Origin of the sequence: Serpentinicella alkaliphila, from assembly GCF_018141405.1 — a bacterium.
Lineage (GTDB): Bacteria > Bacillota > Clostridia > Peptostreptococcales > Natronincolaceae > Serpentinicella > Serpentinicella alkaliphila.
On record NZ_CP058648.1, the window covers coordinates 1,290,103 to 1,305,016 of the forward strand.

The 14,914-nt window shown below is 34.6% G+C and carries 27 protein-coding genes; all 27 read left to right on the forward strand.

The window, feature by feature from the left end:
- The first annotated feature begins 2 nt into the window (after positions 1–2).
- The 27 genes from rplN to rpsI all read left to right on the forward strand — a co-directional run bounded on the left by rplN (position 3) and on the right by rpsI (position 14,886).
- A complete protein-coding gene (gene rplN, locus HZR23_RS06505; protein WP_132848866.1) occupies positions 3–371 on the forward strand; it encodes a 50S ribosomal protein L14 in 369 nt (122 codons plus the stop codon).
- Positions 372–391: 20 nt separating this feature from the next.
- On the forward strand, positions 392–703 hold the full coding sequence (gene rplX, locus HZR23_RS06510) for a 50S ribosomal protein L24 (RefSeq protein WP_132848865.1): 312 nt from the start codon (positions 392–394) through the stop codon (positions 701–703).
- A gap of 28 nt (positions 704–731) precedes the next feature.
- Positions 732–1,271, forward strand: a complete 540-nt coding sequence (gene rplE / locus HZR23_RS06515; protein ID WP_132848864.1) for a 50S ribosomal protein L5 — start codon at positions 732–734, stop codon at positions 1,269–1,271.
- Positions 1,272–1,285: 14 nt separating this feature from the next.
- Positions 1,286–1,471 (forward strand): type Z 30S ribosomal protein S14, encoded by a 186-nt coding sequence (locus HZR23_RS06520; protein ID WP_132848863.1) that lies wholly within the window; start codon positions 1,286–1,288, stop codon positions 1,469–1,471.
- A gap of 22 nt (positions 1,472–1,493) precedes the next feature.
- Positions 1,494–1,892, forward strand: a complete 399-nt coding sequence (gene rpsH, locus HZR23_RS06525) for a 30S ribosomal protein S8 (protein ID WP_132848862.1) — start codon at positions 1,494–1,496, stop codon at positions 1,890–1,892.
- 28 nt (positions 1,893–1,920) lie between these two features.
- Entirely contained in the window at positions 1,921–2,463 is a 543-nt protein-coding gene (gene rplF / locus HZR23_RS06530) for a 50S ribosomal protein L6 (protein WP_132848861.1), read from the forward strand.
- A 17-nt stretch (positions 2,464–2,480) separates the two neighbouring features.
- Positions 2,481–2,849, forward strand: coding sequence for a 50S ribosomal protein L18 (rplR, locus tag HZR23_RS06535; RefSeq protein ID WP_132848860.1), 369 nt, complete (start codon positions 2,481–2,483; stop codon positions 2,847–2,849).
- An 18-nt stretch (positions 2,850–2,867) separates the two neighbouring features.
- Entirely contained in the window at positions 2,868–3,371 is a 504-nt protein-coding gene (gene rpsE / locus HZR23_RS06540) for a 30S ribosomal protein S5 (RefSeq protein ID WP_132848859.1), read from the forward strand.
- 13 nt (positions 3,372–3,384) lie between these two features.
- A complete protein-coding gene (gene rpmD, locus HZR23_RS06545) occupies positions 3,385–3,564 on the forward strand; it encodes a 50S ribosomal protein L30 (protein ID WP_132848858.1) in 180 nt (59 codons plus the stop codon).
- 17 nt (positions 3,565–3,581) lie between these two features.
- Complete coding sequence (gene rplO / locus HZR23_RS06550) at positions 3,582–4,025, forward strand: 50S ribosomal protein L15 (protein WP_132848857.1); 444 nt, start codon at positions 3,582–3,584, stop codon at positions 4,023–4,025.
- Complete coding sequence (secY, locus tag HZR23_RS06555) at positions 4,026–5,300, forward strand: preprotein translocase subunit SecY (RefSeq protein ID WP_132848856.1); 1,275 nt, start codon at positions 4,026–4,028, stop codon at positions 5,298–5,300.
- Positions 5,301–5,357: 57 nt separating this feature from the next.
- Positions 5,358–6,005 (forward strand): adenylate kinase, encoded by a 648-nt coding sequence (locus HZR23_RS06560; protein WP_132848855.1) that lies wholly within the window; start codon positions 5,358–5,360, stop codon positions 6,003–6,005.
- A 1-nt stretch (position 6,006) separates the two neighbouring features.
- Complete coding sequence (map, locus tag HZR23_RS06565; RefSeq protein ID WP_132848854.1) at positions 6,007–6,753, forward strand: type I methionyl aminopeptidase; 747 nt, start codon at positions 6,007–6,009, stop codon at positions 6,751–6,753.
- A 22-nt stretch (positions 6,754–6,775) separates the two neighbouring features.
- Positions 6,776–7,099 carry an RNA-binding protein gene (locus tag HZR23_RS06570; protein WP_249536751.1) on the forward strand — a complete coding sequence of 108 codons (324 nt, stop codon included), beginning with the start codon at positions 6,776–6,778 and terminating at the stop codon, positions 7,097–7,099.
- On the forward strand, positions 7,081–7,299 hold the full coding sequence (gene infA, locus HZR23_RS06575; RefSeq protein ID WP_132848853.1) for a translation initiation factor IF-1: 219 nt from the start codon (positions 7,081–7,083) through the stop codon (positions 7,297–7,299). Before HZR23_RS06570 ends, infA begins: the two co-directional genes overlap by 19 nt.
- Positions 7,300–7,315: 16 nt before the next feature.
- Positions 7,316–7,429: a 50S ribosomal protein L36 gene (rpmJ, locus tag HZR23_RS06580; protein ID WP_132848852.1), complete on the forward strand. Its 114-nt coding sequence runs from the start codon at positions 7,316–7,318 to the stop codon at positions 7,427–7,429.
- 178 nt (positions 7,430–7,607) lie between these two features.
- A complete protein-coding gene (gene rpsM / locus HZR23_RS06585) occupies positions 7,608–7,979 on the forward strand; it encodes a 30S ribosomal protein S13 (protein ID WP_132848851.1) in 372 nt (123 codons plus the stop codon).
- Positions 7,980–8,002: 23 nt separating this feature from the next.
- Positions 8,003–8,404: a 30S ribosomal protein S11 gene (rpsK, locus tag HZR23_RS06590; RefSeq protein WP_132848850.1), complete on the forward strand. Its 402-nt coding sequence runs from the start codon at positions 8,003–8,005 to the stop codon at positions 8,402–8,404.
- A gap of 27 nt (positions 8,405–8,431) precedes the next feature.
- Positions 8,432–9,055: a 30S ribosomal protein S4 gene (rpsD, locus tag HZR23_RS06595; RefSeq protein ID WP_132848849.1), complete on the forward strand. Its 624-nt coding sequence runs from the start codon at positions 8,432–8,434 to the stop codon at positions 9,053–9,055.
- 125 nt (positions 9,056–9,180) lie between these two features.
- Entirely contained in the window at positions 9,181–10,128 is a 948-nt protein-coding gene (locus HZR23_RS06600; protein WP_132848848.1) for a DNA-directed RNA polymerase subunit alpha, read from the forward strand.
- A 22-nt stretch (positions 10,129–10,150) separates the two neighbouring features.
- Positions 10,151–10,492, forward strand: a complete 342-nt coding sequence (gene rplQ, locus HZR23_RS06605) for a 50S ribosomal protein L17 (RefSeq protein WP_132848847.1) — start codon at positions 10,151–10,153, stop codon at positions 10,490–10,492.
- A 158-nt stretch (positions 10,493–10,650) separates the two neighbouring features.
- Entirely contained in the window at positions 10,651–11,484 is an 834-nt protein-coding gene (locus tag HZR23_RS06610) for an energy-coupling factor transporter ATPase (protein WP_132848846.1), read from the forward strand.
- Positions 11,469–12,332, forward strand: coding sequence for an energy-coupling factor transporter ATPase (locus tag HZR23_RS06615; RefSeq protein WP_132848845.1), 864 nt, complete (start codon positions 11,469–11,471; stop codon positions 12,330–12,332). Before HZR23_RS06610 ends, HZR23_RS06615 begins: the two co-directional genes overlap by 16 nt.
- A complete protein-coding gene (locus HZR23_RS06620) occupies positions 12,325–13,122 on the forward strand; it encodes an energy-coupling factor transporter transmembrane component T family protein (protein ID WP_132848844.1) in 798 nt (265 codons plus the stop codon). Before HZR23_RS06615 ends, HZR23_RS06620 begins: the two co-directional genes overlap by 8 nt.
- 34 nt (positions 13,123–13,156) lie before the next feature.
- Entirely contained in the window at positions 13,157–13,897 is a 741-nt protein-coding gene (gene truA / locus HZR23_RS06625; protein WP_132848843.1) for a tRNA pseudouridine(38-40) synthase TruA, read from the forward strand.
- A 142-nt stretch (positions 13,898–14,039) separates the two neighbouring features.
- Positions 14,040–14,468 (forward strand): 50S ribosomal protein L13, encoded by a 429-nt coding sequence (gene rplM, locus HZR23_RS06630; protein WP_132848842.1) that lies wholly within the window; start codon positions 14,040–14,042, stop codon positions 14,466–14,468.
- 25 nt (positions 14,469–14,493) lie between these two features.
- Positions 14,494–14,886, forward strand: coding sequence for a 30S ribosomal protein S9 (rpsI, locus tag HZR23_RS06635; RefSeq protein ID WP_132848841.1), 393 nt, complete (start codon positions 14,494–14,496; stop codon positions 14,884–14,886).
- Positions 14,887–14,914 lie beyond the last annotated feature (28 nt).

The window sequence follows — 14,914 nt, forward strand, 5'->3', positions numbered from 1 at the left end:
CTATGATCCAACAGGAATCACGTCTTAGAGTGGCTGATAATTCAGGCGCAAAAGAATTATTATGTATTAGAGTATTAGGTGGAACTAAAAGAAGATATGCAAGAGTAGGAGATATAATAATTTGTTCTGTTAAAAGCGCAACACCTGGTGGTGTTGTAAAGAAAGGTCAAGTTGTTAAGGCAGTTGTAGTAAGAACAACTGCAACGACAAGACGTAAAGATGGAACATATATTAGATTCGATGAAAATGCAGCGGTTATTATAAAAGATGATAAACAACCAGTAGGCACACGTATATTTGGACCGGTTACAAGAGAATTAAGAGACAGAGAGTTTATGAAAATTGTATCCCTAGCTCCAGAAGTACTGTAAAAGAGGAGGTGCATTGATCCATGCGTATAAAAAAAGGAGATTCTGTGGTTGTAATCGCAGGTAAAGATAAAGGTAAAAAAGGCAAAGTGCTTCAAGTTATCCCTAAAAACAATAAAGTGATCGTTGAGGGAGTAAACATTATAACTAAGCACCAAAAACCGACAGGACAAAACCAACAAGGTGGAATCATTAAACGTGAAGCGGCAATTGATGCTTCAAACGTAATGTACTTCGAAAAGAAAGCGGACCAAGGAGTAAGAATTGGTTTCAAATTCTTAGAGAACGGAGACAAAGTAAGAGTAAGCAAGAAAACTGGAGAAGTTATAGATTAATATTTATTGAAGGGAGGTCAGAACCTTAATGGCTAGGTTAAGAGACTTATATAAAGAACAAGTTGTTCCAGCTTTAGTTGAAAAGTTTGGATATAAAAATATAATGGAAGTACCTAAGTTAGAAAAAATCGTTATCAATATGGGTTTAGGCGATGCGAAAGATAATGCTAAGGCATTAGAAGTAGCAGTTAAGGAATTAGGAATAATTGCTGGTCAAAAGCCTGTAACTACAAGAGCTAAAAAATCAGTATCTAACTTTAAAGTACGTGAAGGAATGCCGATAGGTGCAAAAGTAACTTTAAGAGGAAATATTATGTATGAGTTTGCTGATAAACTTATGAATATTTCACTTCCAAGGGTAAGAGACTTTAGAGGTGTTAGTGCAAAAGCCTTTGACGGAAGAGGTAATTACTCACTTGGAATTAAGGAGCAGTTAATTTTCCCAGAGATCGAATACGATAAAGTTGAAAAAGTAAGAGGAATGGACATCATCTTCGTAACTACTGCGAAAACAGATGAAGAGTCTAGAGAACTATTGAAACTAATGGGTATGCCATTTACTAAATAGGGAGGGAAATATTAGTGGCTAAAACGTCTTTAAAAGTTAAACAAGCGAGAAAGCAAAAATATAAAACACAAGAATATACAAGATGTAAAATCTGTGGAAGACCACACGGCTATTTAAGAAAATTTGGTATTTGCCGTATATGTTTTAGAAATTTAGCCTATAAAGGTCAAATCCCAGGCGTTAAAAAAGCAAGCTGGTAGATTTAGGAAGGAGGTAAGGGCTATGACAATGACAGATCCAATAGCGGATATGCTAACACGGATTAGAAATGCAAGTGCAGTTAAACATGAGACAGTTGATGTTCCTGCTTCAAATATAAAACGAGAAATAGCAAACATTCTTTTAGAGGAAGGGTTTGTTAAAGGTTTCGATGTAATTGATGATGGGAAACAAGGTATTATTAGAGTTCAATTAAAATACGGTAAAAACAATGAGAAGGTTATTACTGGTATTAAAAGAATATCTAAACCAGGATTAAGAGTATATGCTAAAAGAGATGAGATTCCTAAAGTACTTGGAGGTCTAGGAATTGCTATAATTTCTACTTCAAAAGGAATCATTACAGATAAAATTGCAAGAAAAGAAGGCGTTGGCGGCGAGGTTGTTGCTTACATCTGGTAATAGAAGTCACAATTAAGGAGGTGTAACTATGTCAAGGATTGGATTAAAGCCAATTGAGATACCACAGGGCGTAGAAGTAAATGTTGATGAGAAAAATTTAGTAACAGTTAAAGGCCCTAAGGGAACTTTAAGTGAAAAAATAAGTACTGATTTAACAATCGCAATCGAAGGTAACGTATTAAACGTTGAGAGACCTACTAACAATAAAAAGCATAAATCATTACATGGTTTATCTAGAACTTTAATTAATAATATGGTTGATGGTGTAACTAAAGGATTCGAAAAGAAGTTACAACTTGTTGGTGTTGGATATAGAGCAAATAAACAAGGAAACAAACTTGTATTAAGCTTAGGATTTTCACATCCAGTAGAGCTTGTTGATCCTGAAGGATTAACAGTTGAAGCACCTACTCAAACGGAGATTATTATTAAAGGAATCAACAAGCAAGAAGTAGGAAACTATGCTGCGAAAATTCGTGAATTAAGAAAACCAGAGCCATACAAAGGTAAAGGTATAAGATACTCCGACGAAGTCGTAAGACGTAAAGAGGGTAAAACAGGTAAGAAATAAGAAAGGAGTGAAGTCAGTTGTTTAAAAAGGTAAGCAAAAACCTTACAAGACTAAAAAGACATAAAAGAGTTCGTAATAAAGTAGCGGGAACTCCTGTAAGACCAAGATTAAATGTTTACAGAAGCTTAAATAACATTTATGCACAAATTATAGATGACGTGGCTGGCAACACACTAGTTGCAGCATCATCTTTAGATAAAGAAATAAAAGATCAAGTAAAAACAACTGGAAATAAAGAAGCTGCGCAACTTGTAGGAAAACTTGTAGCTCAAAAAGCTCTTGAAAAAGGAATTACTACAGTAACTTTTGATCGTGGGGGATATATCTACCACGGAAGAGTTAAGGCATTAGCTGAGAGTGCAAGAGAAAACGGGTTGAATTTCTAGGAGAAAAGGAGGTTAATTATGCAAAAACGTATTGATGCGAGCCAACTAGACGTAAAAGAACAAGTTGTTGCTATTAGACGTGTAACTAAAGTAGTAAAAGGCGGTAGAAACTTTAGATTTGCTGCACTAGTTGTTGTAGGAGACGAGAACGGACATGTGGGCATTGGTACTGGTAAAGCAATGGAGATACCAGATGCTATTAGAAAAGGAATCCAAGATGCTAAGAAAAACATGATCCAGGTTCCAATAGTTGGAACTACTATTCCACACCAAGTAAGTGGTCATTTCGGAGCAGGAAATGTTTTAATAATGCCAGCTAAAGAAGGTACAGGAATCATAGCTGGGGGGCCAGTTCGTGCCGTACTTGAGTTATCAGGATTAAAAGATGTTAGAGCTAAATCTCTAGGATCTAATAACTCAAGAAATATGGTTAATGCTACTATCGATGGTTTAAGCCAACTTAAAAGAGCTCAAGATGTAGCAAAACTAAGAGGTAAAACAGTTGAAGAACTCTTAGGTTAGGAGGGAAAAAGCGATGTCAACTTTAAATATAAAGCTTGTAAGAAGCGTTATTGGTACTTTACCAAACCAAAGAAAAACAGTTGAAGCATTAGGTTTAAGAAAAATTGGTCAATCAGTTGAAAAACCAGACAATGCTCAAACTAGAGGTATGATAGAAGTAGTAAAACATTTAGTAGAAGTTAAAGAAGCATAAACTGAGGAGGTGTTAACATGAAGCTACATGAACTTAGACCTGCTAAGGGAGCTGTAAAAGAAGCTAAGAGAAAAGGTAGAGGAACAGGTTCTGGACTTGGTAAATCTGCTGGACGTGGTGGCGACGGACAAAAGTCTAGAAGCGGCGGCGGCGTTAGAGTAGGCTTCGAGGGCGGACAAATGCCTTTAATTAGAAGACTTCCTAAGCGTGGTTTTAATAATCCATTCAAAAAACAGTTCAATATAGTTAATATAGAGTCATTAAATAAGTTTGATAACGGTACGGAGATTACTGCTGAGTTCCTTAAAAAAGTAGGAGTTATTAGTAAAATTGAGAAAGATGGTTTAAAAATCTTAGGCGAAGGTAATTTAGAAAAAAGCTTAACGGTTAAAGCTAATAAATTTACTAAAACAGCAGCTGAGAAAATTGAAGCGGCTGGAGGAAAGGTCGAGGTGATTTAGGTGTTATCTACCCTAATGAATGCTTGGAAAATCCCCGAATTACGCAGTAAGATTAAATACACTTTTTTACTATTAATAATATTTAGACTTGGTGCAGTTATACCAGTTCCTGGGATAAACATTGAAAGTGTAAGGGCTATTGTAGAAAGTGCAGGTCTACTTTCAATGTTTGACATGTTTTCTGGAGGAGCCTTCGGAAATATGACTATATTTGCACTAAGTATTACTCCATATATTACTGCTAGTATCATTATGAATCTGTTAACTGTTGCAATACCAAGTCTTGAAGAGTTAGCTAAAGAGGGTGAAGAGGGAAGACAGAAAATTTCTCAATATACTCGTTATGCTACAATTGTTTTAGCACTTATTCAAGCTGTTGGTATTACAGTAGGATTGTTTAATCAGGCATTAATGACAAGAGATGCATTTAGCATAACTGTAGTAGTTTTAACACTAGTTGCAGGAACAGCATTCTTAATGTGGCTAGGAGAGCAAATTACTGAAAAAGGAATTGGTAATGGAATTTCTTTAATTATTTTTGCTGGTATTGTTTCAGGTATTCCGGGTGGAGTTTACAGAACTATATTGCTAACACAACAAGGTGAAGTCTCAATATTAAATATATTAGTATTTATTGTTATAGTAGCTGCAATTGTAGCTGGTGTAGTTGCAATTCAAGAAGGAACAAGAAAAATTCCAGTACAATACGCAAAAAGAGTTGTAGGAAGAAAAATGTACGGTGGTCAAAGTACACATATACCTTTGAAAGTTAATCAATCAGGGGTAATTCCGGTAATCTTTGCTATGTCTGTATTAGCGTTCCCACAAACTATAGCTATGTTCTTTGGTAGCGAAACTGGATTTGGTAGATTTGTTTCAGTATGGCTATCACCACAGGCTAGCCCTGGAATCTATGTTTATACAATATTAACAGCATTTTTAATTGTATTTTTCACTTACTTCTATACAGCGATTACTTTTAATCCGATTGAAGTTGCGACAAATATGAAAAAGTATGGTGGCTTTATCCCAGGTATAAGACCAGGCAAGCCAACATCTGAGTATTTAACTAAAGTTTTAAATAGAATTACATTAGCTGGAGCAATTTTCCTAGCTGCGATTACAATTTTCCCAATGATTTTAATGCCTTATCTTAACATCCCAGTTCACTTTGGTGGAACTGCAATTCTAATTGTAGTTGGGGTTGCTTTAGAAACTATGAAACAAATTGAATCTCAGATGTTAATGAGACATTATCAAGGGTTCTTAAAATAATAAATAGGGCATGGGGTTTAACCCCATGTGACTAATAACTTACCAGGAGATGGTTTAATGAGAACTATTCTATTAGGACCTCCAGGTGCTGGAAAAGGAACACAGGCTGAGGTTATTGTTAATGAATTTAACATACCCCATATATCTACCGGAGACATTTTCCGATATAATATAAAGCAAGGTACTGAACTAGGACTTAAGGCTAAAGAATATATGAACCAAGGACTATTAGTACCAGATGAGCTTGTAGTTGCAATTGTAGAGGATCGTCTAAAACAAAAGGACTGCGAAAACGGATTTCTGTTAGATGGCTTTCCTAGAACTGCTGTTCAAGCTGAAGCTTTAGACGAAGTCCTTAGAAATATGGGAGTTCAATTAAATAGAGTTATTAATATAGAAGTTGATAAGCAAATGCTTATTAAAAGAGCTGTTGGAAGAAGAATTTGCAAAGAGTGTGGTGCAACTTTCCATATTGAATTCAATCCTTCTGAGAAGGTAGATACCTGTGACAAATGCAAGGGGAACCTTCACCAACGTGAAGATGACACAGAAGAAACAGTTACGAAAAGAATCGAAGTATATATGAATGAAACCAAACCATTAATAGACTACTATAGAGCTAAAGGTTTATTGGAAGTAATTGATGGTGAGTTACCTATTACTGTAGTATCAGAAAAGATTATTAAAGTCTTGAAGGAAGATTAAAATGATATATATAAAGTCTCACCAAGAAATCGAAATAATGCGAGAAGCCGGAAAAATTGTTGCTGAAACGCATGAGCTACTAAAAAAATCTATAAAGCCTGGTATTACAACAATAGAACTTGATAAAATCGCAGAAGACTTTATACGAGGAAAAGGGGCTATACCAGCTTTTAAAGGATATAATGGATTTCCAGCAAGCATATGTACATCTATAAATCATGAAGTAGTTCATGGTATTCCGGGATTAAAAACTTTACAGGATGGCGATATTATAAGTATAGATATTGGGGTACTGCATAAAGGCTATTATGGAGATGCTGCAGAAACACATCCTGTAGGAAATATTTCACCGGAGGCCCAGAAACTAATTGATGTGACTAGACAGAGCTTTTACGAAGGCATAAAATTTGCTAAAGAAGGATATAGGCTTTCAGACATATCCCATGCTATTCAAAGCTATGTAGAATCTTTTAACTTAGCTGTTGTAAGAAACTACGTAGGACATGGCATAGGAATTAATATGCATGAAGAACCTCAAATACCTAATTATGGCCTGCCTGGAAAGGGACCTAGGTTAAAAGCAAATATGGTGTTTGCAATAGAGCCGATGATAAACATTGGTACTTATGACGTGAAAGTATTATCTGATGGTTGGACGGTCGTAACATTGGATGGCGAATACTCAGCTCATTATGAACATACAGTTGCAATTACTGATGGAGAGCCTGAAATTCTAACTGCGTTATAATGATTTAAAACGAGGTGACATTGTGGAACAAGGAGATTTAGATGTAGGTCAAGTAGTTCAGTCAGCAATGGGAAGAGACAAAGGTAAACATTTTATTGTTCTAGATATAGTAGATGATCAACATGTAGTAGTTGTTGATGGTTATTTGAGAAGGGTTGAAAAACCTAAGAAGAAGAAAATAAAACATCTATTAAGACTAAATTTGTACTCAGGGGAAATCCGCAAAAGCATATTAGAAAATAAAAAAATTAATAATGCTTTTGTTAGAAAGGAACTTGAGCGGCTTGGTTTTCAGCCAAAAGCCAAGAATGGAGGTTCGGAAAACGCATGTCCAAACAAGATGTAATAGAAGTTGAAGGGACTGTTAAGGAAGCCCTTCCTAATGCGATGTTTAAAGTCGAATTAGAAAACGGCCATGAAATATTAGGACATATATCTGGAAAATTAAGAATGAACTTCATTCGTATATTACCAGGAGACAAAGTAACAATCGAATTATCGCCGTATGATTTAACACGTGGAAGAATTACGTGGAGAAAGAAGTAGTCAAGGAGGGTTGACAATGAAAATAAGACCGTCAGTTAAACCAATATGTGAAAAATGTAAAATAATTAAGCGTAAAGGTAAAGTAATGGTAATTTGCGAAAACCCTAAGCACAAACAAAAACAAGGTTAGTGTAGATTAATATAAGGTTTTATAGTATAATACCATAATGTGATCATTAGTTCTTAAGAGCGGCTGCTCAGTGACACACTGACACTTAAGGATTAATTCATATATATTTCTCAAAATAGATTAAGTAAAACTGTATTTTAAAATAATTATTAATAGTTGAATTAGGAGGTGCAATTTAATGGCCAGAATCGCTGGTGTTGACTTACCAAGAGATAAGCGTGCTGAAATTGGATTAACATATATATATGGTATTGGTAGAAAAACTTCTAACAAAATCCTTGCTAGTGCAGGTATTAATCCTGATACAAGAGTTAAGGACTTAACTGAGGAAGAAGTAAATGCATTAAGAAAAATTATCGATACTGATTATCAAGTTGAAGGTGATCTAAGAAGAGAGATTTCCCTAAACATTAAGAGATTAAAAGAAATTAGATGTTATAGAGGTCTTCGTCATATTAAAGGTTTACCTGTGAGAGGACAAAAAACTAAAACAAATGCTAGAACAAGAAAAGGTCCTAAGAGAACAGTAGGACGTAAGAAGAAAAAATAGTCATAAGAAGGAGGGTTTAAGGAATGGCTAAGGCTGTTAAAAGAAAGACTACAACACGTAAAAAAAGAGAACGTAAAAATATAGAACGTGGCCAAGCTCATATCCAGTCAACATTTAACAACTCAATTGTTACATTGACAGATATGCAAGGAAATACTTTATCATGGTCAAGTGCTGGTCAATTAGGCTTCAAAGGATCTAGAAAATCTACTCCTTTTGCTGCTCAAATGGCTGCAGAGGCTGCTGCTAAAGGCGCTATGGAACACGGATTAAGAACTATTGACGTTTATGTAAAAGGTCCTGGAGCAGGAAGAGAAGCTGCTATTAGATCATTACAAGCTGCTGGATTAGAGGTTACACTTATTAAGGACGTAACTCCAGTTCCACATAACGGATGTAGACCACCAAAAAGAAGAAGAGTTTAGTAATTAAAGGATTAGGAGGTGTAATCGATGGCAAGATATAAAGACGCAGTATGTAGATTATGTCGTAGAGAAGGACTTAAGCTATATTTAAAAGGTGAAAGATGTTATACAGATAAATGCGCTGTTACTAAAAGAGCTTACGCTCCAGGTCAACATGGTAACAACAAAAGAAAACTTTCTAACTACGGTATGCAGTTAAGAGAGAAACAAAAAGCGAAAAGATTCTATGGAGTTTTAGAGACTCAATTTAGAAAATACTTTGAAATGGCTGATAAGCAACCAGGAATTACTGGGGATAACTTATTAAGACTACTTGAAACTAGATTAGATAACGTTGTTTATAGATTAGGTTTTGCAACGTCAAGACCAGAGGCTAGACAATTAGTTGTTCATGGACACTTCACAGTTAACGGTGGAAAAGTAGATATCCCATCTTACTTAGTAAGTGTTGGAGATGTTATTGCTGTTAAAGATAAGTCAAAAGCGTCACCAAAGTTCAAAGAGCTTGTTGAGGCTGCTAAAGCTACTACACCACAATGGGTTAGTGCAGATGCAGAGAAGTTAGAGGGGAAAATAGTTTCTCTACCTACTAGAGAAGATATTGATCTACCAATTGCAGAAAACTTAATCGTAGAGTTATATTCAAGATAATATAAAAAGCAAACGATCCAAAATCTTCGAGATAGAATTTTGGGCTTACTGCTTGGAGCATTAACTATTAGAATCAGTTGCCCTCAATATAGTAGATAAATAGAACAAAAGGAGGGTTTCAATTTATGTTGGAAATGGAAAAGCCAAAAGTAGAGATTGCTGAAATAAGTGAAGACAATACTTATGGTAAGTTTGTTGTTGAACCACTTGAAAGAGGGTATGGGACCACATTAGGGAATTCTTTAAGAAGAATAATGCTATCTTCACTACCTGGTGCTGCAGTTACATCAATTAAAATAGATACTGTTTTACATGAGTTTTCTACAATACCAGGTGTTAAGGAAGATGTTACTGAAATTATTCTAAACTTAAAGGATTTAGCATTAAAACTTCATTCTAATGAGCCTAAAACTATTAGAATAGAGGCTGAAGGTGAAGGTTCTGTAACTGCAGGTGATATTATTTCAGATGCGGATGTTGAAATTCTAAATCCTAATATGCATATAGCAACTTTAGATGCTGGTGGAAAGTTATCAATGGATATTAATGTTGCAAAAGGAAGAGGTTATATTCCTGCTGAAAACAATAAAACTCCGGGAATGCCAATTGGGGTTATTCCTGTAGACTCAATTTTTACGCCAGTAAAAAAGGTAAGCTACAGTGTAGAAAATACTAGGGTTGGTCAGGTTACTGACTTTGACAGACTTGTTATTGACTTATATACTGATGGAAGCATCAAACCTGATGAAGCAATTTCTTTAGCTGCAAAAATAATGAATGAACACTTGAACCTATTCATTACTTTAACAGACCATGTTGGGGATGTTGAAATCATGGTTCAAAAAGAAGAAGACAAGAAAGAAAAAGTAATGGAAATGACAATAGAGGAATTAGACCTTTCAGTTAGATCTTACAACTGTTTGAAAAGAGCTGGAATAAATACAGTTCAAGAGTTAACAACTAGGGCAGAAGAAGATATGATGAAAGTTCGCAACTTAGGTAAGAAGTCTCTTGAAGAGGTACAAAAGAAGCTTAAAGAGCTTGGACTTAACTTAAAACCGAGTGATGAGTAATAAGCAGTAAGGAGGGATAGACATGGCTGTACAAAGAAAACTAGGACGTGAAACGGCACATAGAAACTTAATGTTAAGAAACTTAGTTACTAGCTTAATTAAAAGTGGACGTATAGAAACAACAGAAGCAAAAGCTAAAGAAGCTAGAAGACTTGCTGATAAAATGATAACTTTAGCTAAAAGAGGAGACTTACATGCTAAGCGTCAAGCTTTAGCTTTTATGACTGATGAAACAGTTGTAAAAAATATGTTTGATGAAATCGCACCGAAGTACGCTGAGAGAAACGGTGGATATACTAGGATAATGAAGTTAGGACCTAGAAAAGGCGATGCTGCAGAAATGGTAATTATTGAGTTAGTATAATAGGGAGAGGGATTAAGGTTGGAATACTTTAGTCCCTGTTTTTATAGTTTAACTAATATTTTAAACTATAAAAACAGGGATTAATTAATATATTTTAAATATATTATATTAAATATATAATTAATATAGATAAATATAGTAGTTAGAAGGGTGAAATAATGAGCAGTATAATCGAAATCAAAAATTTGACATATCAATATACGAATGAGGATAGGGATTTAGCAATAAAGGAAATAACAAAGGAAATTAAGGTTGGAGAGTTTGTAGCAATAATTGGACATAATGGCTCGGGCAAGTCAACTTTAGCAAAGCTATTAAATGCTCTTTTAATGCCTACTACCGGTGATATCACTGTTGACGGTTTGAATACAAAGGATGAAGATTCTATTTGGGAAGTAAGACAAACAGCTGGTATGGTATTTCAAAACCCAGATAATCAAATTGTTGCTACAATAGTTGAAGAAGATGTAGCTTTTGGTCCAGAAAATCTAGGTTTAGAGCCAAAAATAATTGTAGAGAGAGTAAATGAGGCACTTCAAATAGTTGATATGGATCATCATAGGCATCGTGCCCCTCATCTTTTATCTGGGGGACAAAAGCAGAGAATAGCTATTGCTGGGGTAATTGCAATGAAACCTAAATGTATAATCTTTGATGAGCCTACAGCTATGCTAGATCCATCTGGTAGAAGAGAAGTACTAAAGACAATAAAAAAACTAAATAGAGAAGAAAACATGACAATTATTCACATTACGCATTTTATGGAAGAAGCAGTAGATGCGGATAGAATTATAGTTATGGAGGAAGGAAAGATAATTCTAGAGGGTACTCCTAGAGAGGTATTTTCAGAAGTTAGCAAATTGAAAGAATTAGGTTTAGATGTCCCACAAGTAACAGAATTAGCACATGAATTAATAAAAGAGGGAGTTAATATACCGAAGGATATATTAACTGTGGATGAAATGGTGATGCACTTATGTCAATTAAAATAGAGAATTTAACTCATATATATAATCCGAAAAGTCCATTTGAGACTAAAGCATTAGATAACATTAACTTACAAATAGAAAGTGGAGAATTTATTGGACTTATAGGACATACTGGATCAGGTAAATCTACACTTATTCAGCATTTAAATGGGCTTTTGAAGTCTACAGAGGGTAAGGTTATAATAAATGGTTTAGATATAACTAATAAGGATACGAAACTGAGCGATATAAGGAAGAAGGTAGGCTTAGTTTTTCAATATCCTGAATACCAACTCTTTGAGGAAACAATATTTAAGGATATTGCATTTGGACCAACAAACTTAAATCTGTCTGAAGAAGAAATAGAAAAAAGAGTTAAGGAATCTATGCAGCAGGTTAATTTAGATTTTGAAGAATTGAAAGACCGCTCCCCATTTGAGCTTAGTGGGGGTCAGAAACGTAGAGTAGCAATTGCAGGTATTCTTGCAATGAAGCCAGAAATTTTAATTTTAGACGAGCCAACGGCAGGTTTAGACCCTAAGGGAAGAGACGAAATCTTAGAACAGATAAATAGTCTTCACAAGGAAAATAATATTACAATTATTCTAGTTTCTCATAGTATGGAGGATATAGCTAGATATGTTAATAGAATTATTGTTATGCATAAATCTAAGGTTGTTTTAACAGGGCCACCAAAGGAGATTTTTAAAGAGTATGAAATGCTTGAAGGTATTGGCCTAGGTGTACCACAAGTAACTGATTTAACGAAAAAGTTACTGGATAATGGTATAGAACTAAACAACGAGATAATTACAGTGGAGGAAGCAAAACAGGAAATATTGAAATGGATAAGGAGAAAAAATAATGCTTAAGGATATAACAATCGGTCAATACTATCCTACTGGATCGATAATACATAAATTAGATCCTAGAACGAAGCTACTAATAACATTTTCTCTAATAGTAGGACTGTTTATCATAAATAAATTTATAGCCTATGGAATTATTATTGCATTTATACTAGGAGCCATGTTTCTATCAAAAATACCCATAAGATACATGACTAAAGGTTTAAAGCCTTTAATGTTTATTATAATCATCACATTTATAATTAACGTGTTCATGACTACTGGGGAAATAATCTACACTATGGGGCCACTAAATGTTACGAGGGAAGGATTAAGCCAGGCTATATTTATGGCTTTAAGACTTATTCTTTTAGTAGTAGGAACTTCTTTATTAACTTTAACAACAACTCCTATTCAGTTAACTGATGGGATTGAATACATGTTAAACCCTTTTAAGAAAATTGGGGTTCCAGCCCATGAACTAGCTATGATGATGACAATTGCATTAAGGTTTATTCCTACATTATTAGAAGAGACAGACAAGATAATGAAAGCACAAATTGCACGAGGCGCAGACTTTGAGAGTGGCAATATTTTAAGTAGAGCAAAGAGTTTAGTCCCTTTATTAGTACCTTTATTTATTAGTGCATTTAGAAGAGCAGATGATTTAGCTATGGCAATGGAAGCTAGATGTTATAGGGGTGGAGATAATAGGACAAGAATGAAGGAATTAAAAATGACATCAAAGGATAGCATTGGTATAGTAATAACAGCCTTAATGTTAGTTATGCTATTATATAGTAGATATATGTAGGGACTCTAAATTAAATATTGTGGGGTCGATAAAAATGAGAAATATTATGATTGAAATAGAGTATGATGGGACAAACTATTCAGGGTGGCAAATACAACCAAATGCCAGGTCAGTTCAAGAAGAAATAATGAAGGCTCTAAAGAAAATTACTAATGAAGAAATTAAGCTTAATGCTGCAGGAAGGACAGATGCAGGGGTACATGCAAAAGGACAGGTAGCTAACTTTTATCTTAATGCAAGCATACCTACAAATCGTATAGTGCCTGCACTAAACAGTAATCTGGCTCAGGACATTACAGTTTTGAACGCTAAAGAGGTTCCTTTAGATTTTCATGCAAGATATTCCGCAGAAAGTAAAAAGTATTTATATAACATATATAATTCCTCTACTAGAAGCTCTTTATTTAGAAATTACAGCTATCATGTGACAAATAAACTTAGTATTTCTAAGATGGAGAATGCTGCAAAAAAATTAATAGGAACCCATGATTTCAAAGCTTTTATGTCTAGTGGGAGCAGTGTTCAAGATACAGTCAGGACCATTTATACAATAAAAATTGACAAACATAATAACAATATATGTCTAAGTTTCCATGGTAATGGTTTTTTATATAATATGGTAAGAATTATTGTAGGAACTTTAGTTGAAATTGGGACTGATAAACGTCCTATTGAGGATATAGAACAGATACTTTTAAGTAAGGACAGAAGAAAAGCAGGCCACACTGCTCCACCTCAAGGATTAATATTAGAGAAAGTGTATTATCCTTCTTGACACACGTGGTACAATGTATTACAATTAATTAGTGTTAGCTAACAATGATCCAGAGCCCCGGATCTTGAAGCATATAGATAACGACAAAATTGGATATTAAAAAAACAAACTGAAAGTAGAACTTTTCAGAGGAGGGAAAAAAATGAAATCATATATGGCAAAACCTAATGAAGTTGAAAAGAAGTGGTATATAGTAGATGCAGAAGGTAAATCATTAGGTCGTCTAAGTTCAGAGGTTGCTAAAATCCTAAGAGGTAAGCATAAACCAGAATATACACCACATGTGGACTCAGGCGATTTTGTTATCGTACTTAATGCAGAAAAAGTTGTATTAACAGGAAAAAAATTAGACCAAAACTTCTACACTTATCATACAGGACATCCAGGTGGATTAAAAGAAATTTCTTTTAGAAGAATGTTACAAGAAAAACCTGAGCAATTAGTTTACCACGCTGTTAAAGGTATGTTACCAAAAACAAGACTTGGAAGACAAATGCTTAAAAAACTAAGAGTATATACTGGTACAACTCATATTCATGAGGCTCAACAACCAGAAGCTTTAGAAGTATAATAATATCTGGAGGGAGGATAAGATAATGGCTAAAGTTGCCTACTATGGAACTGGAAGAAGAAAAAAATCAATAGCTAGAGTAAGATTACTTCCTGGTGACGGGAATATAACAATAAATAAAAGAGATATCGAAGAGTACCTTAACTATGAGACTCTTAAGAGAGAAGTTAGAAGACCTTTAGAGTTAACAGAAACTTTAGGTAAATTCGATGTTATCGCAACTGTAAAAGGTGGCGGATACACAGGTCAAGCAGGAGCATTAAGACATGGTATTTCTAGAGCATTAATCAAAGCTGACGAAACTTTAAGAGGAACTCTTAAAAAAGCTGGTTTCTTAACTAGAGATGCAAGAATGAAAGAAAGAAAGAAATATGGTTTAAAAGCAGCAAGACGTGCACCACAGTTCTCAAAGAGATAATTGGTATATTTATTCAATCAAAAGAGCT

What these genes read in the sequence shown, in the direction of transcription:
- rplN (WP_132848866.1), top strand. Translation starts at nt 3, where the DNA reads ATGATCCAACAGGAATCACGTCTTAGAGTGGCTGATAATTCAGGCGCA.
- rplX (WP_132848865.1), top strand. Translation starts at nt 392, where the DNA reads ATGCGTATAAAAAAAGGAGATTCTGTGGTTGTAATCGCAGGTAAAGAT.
- rplE (WP_132848864.1), top strand. Translation starts at nt 732, where the DNA reads ATGGCTAGGTTAAGAGACTTATATAAAGAACAAGTTGTTCCAGCTTTA.
- rpsH (WP_132848862.1), top strand. Translation starts at nt 1,494, where the DNA reads ATGACAATGACAGATCCAATAGCGGATATGCTAACACGGATTAGAAAT.
- rplF (WP_132848861.1), top strand. Translation starts at nt 1,921, where the DNA reads ATGTCAAGGATTGGATTAAAGCCAATTGAGATACCACAGGGCGTAGAA.
- rpsE (WP_132848859.1), top strand. Translation starts at nt 2,868, where the DNA reads ATGCAAAAACGTATTGATGCGAGCCAACTAGACGTAAAAGAACAAGTT.
- rpmD (WP_132848858.1), top strand. Translation starts at nt 3,385, where the DNA reads ATGTCAACTTTAAATATAAAGCTTGTAAGAAGCGTTATTGGTACTTTA.
- rplO (WP_132848857.1), top strand. Translation starts at nt 3,582, where the DNA reads ATGAAGCTACATGAACTTAGACCTGCTAAGGGAGCTGTAAAAGAAGCT.
- HZR23_RS06560 (WP_132848855.1), top strand. Translation starts at nt 5,358, where the DNA reads ATGAGAACTATTCTATTAGGACCTCCAGGTGCTGGAAAAGGAACACAG.
- map (WP_132848854.1), top strand. Translation starts at nt 6,007, where the DNA reads ATGATATATATAAAGTCTCACCAAGAAATCGAAATAATGCGAGAAGCC.
- infA (WP_132848853.1), top strand. Translation starts at nt 7,081, where the DNA reads ATGTCCAAACAAGATGTAATAGAAGTTGAAGGGACTGTTAAGGAAGCC.
- rpmJ (WP_132848852.1), top strand. Translation starts at nt 7,316, where the DNA reads ATGAAAATAAGACCGTCAGTTAAACCAATATGTGAAAAATGTAAAATA.
- rpsM (WP_132848851.1), top strand. Translation starts at nt 7,608, where the DNA reads ATGGCCAGAATCGCTGGTGTTGACTTACCAAGAGATAAGCGTGCTGAA.
- rpsK (WP_132848850.1), top strand. Translation starts at nt 8,003, where the DNA reads ATGGCTAAGGCTGTTAAAAGAAAGACTACAACACGTAAAAAAAGAGAA.
- rpsD (WP_132848849.1), top strand. Translation starts at nt 8,432, where the DNA reads ATGGCAAGATATAAAGACGCAGTATGTAGATTATGTCGTAGAGAAGGA.
- HZR23_RS06600 (WP_132848848.1), top strand. Translation starts at nt 9,181, where the DNA reads ATGTTGGAAATGGAAAAGCCAAAAGTAGAGATTGCTGAAATAAGTGAA.
- rplQ (WP_132848847.1), top strand. Translation starts at nt 10,151, where the DNA reads ATGGCTGTACAAAGAAAACTAGGACGTGAAACGGCACATAGAAACTTA.
- HZR23_RS06610 (WP_132848846.1), top strand. Translation starts at nt 10,651, where the DNA reads ATGAGCAGTATAATCGAAATCAAAAATTTGACATATCAATATACGAAT.
- HZR23_RS06615 (WP_132848845.1), top strand. Translation starts at nt 11,469, where the DNA reads ATGTCAATTAAAATAGAGAATTTAACTCATATATATAATCCGAAAAGT.
- HZR23_RS06620 (WP_132848844.1), top strand. Translation starts at nt 12,325, where the DNA reads ATGCTTAAGGATATAACAATCGGTCAATACTATCCTACTGGATCGATA.
- truA (WP_132848843.1), top strand. Translation starts at nt 13,157, where the DNA reads ATGAGAAATATTATGATTGAAATAGAGTATGATGGGACAAACTATTCA.
- rplM (WP_132848842.1), top strand. Translation starts at nt 14,040, where the DNA reads ATGAAATCATATATGGCAAAACCTAATGAAGTTGAAAAGAAGTGGTAT.
- rpsI (WP_132848841.1), top strand. Translation starts at nt 14,494, where the DNA reads ATGGCTAAAGTTGCCTACTATGGAACTGGAAGAAGAAAAAAATCAATA.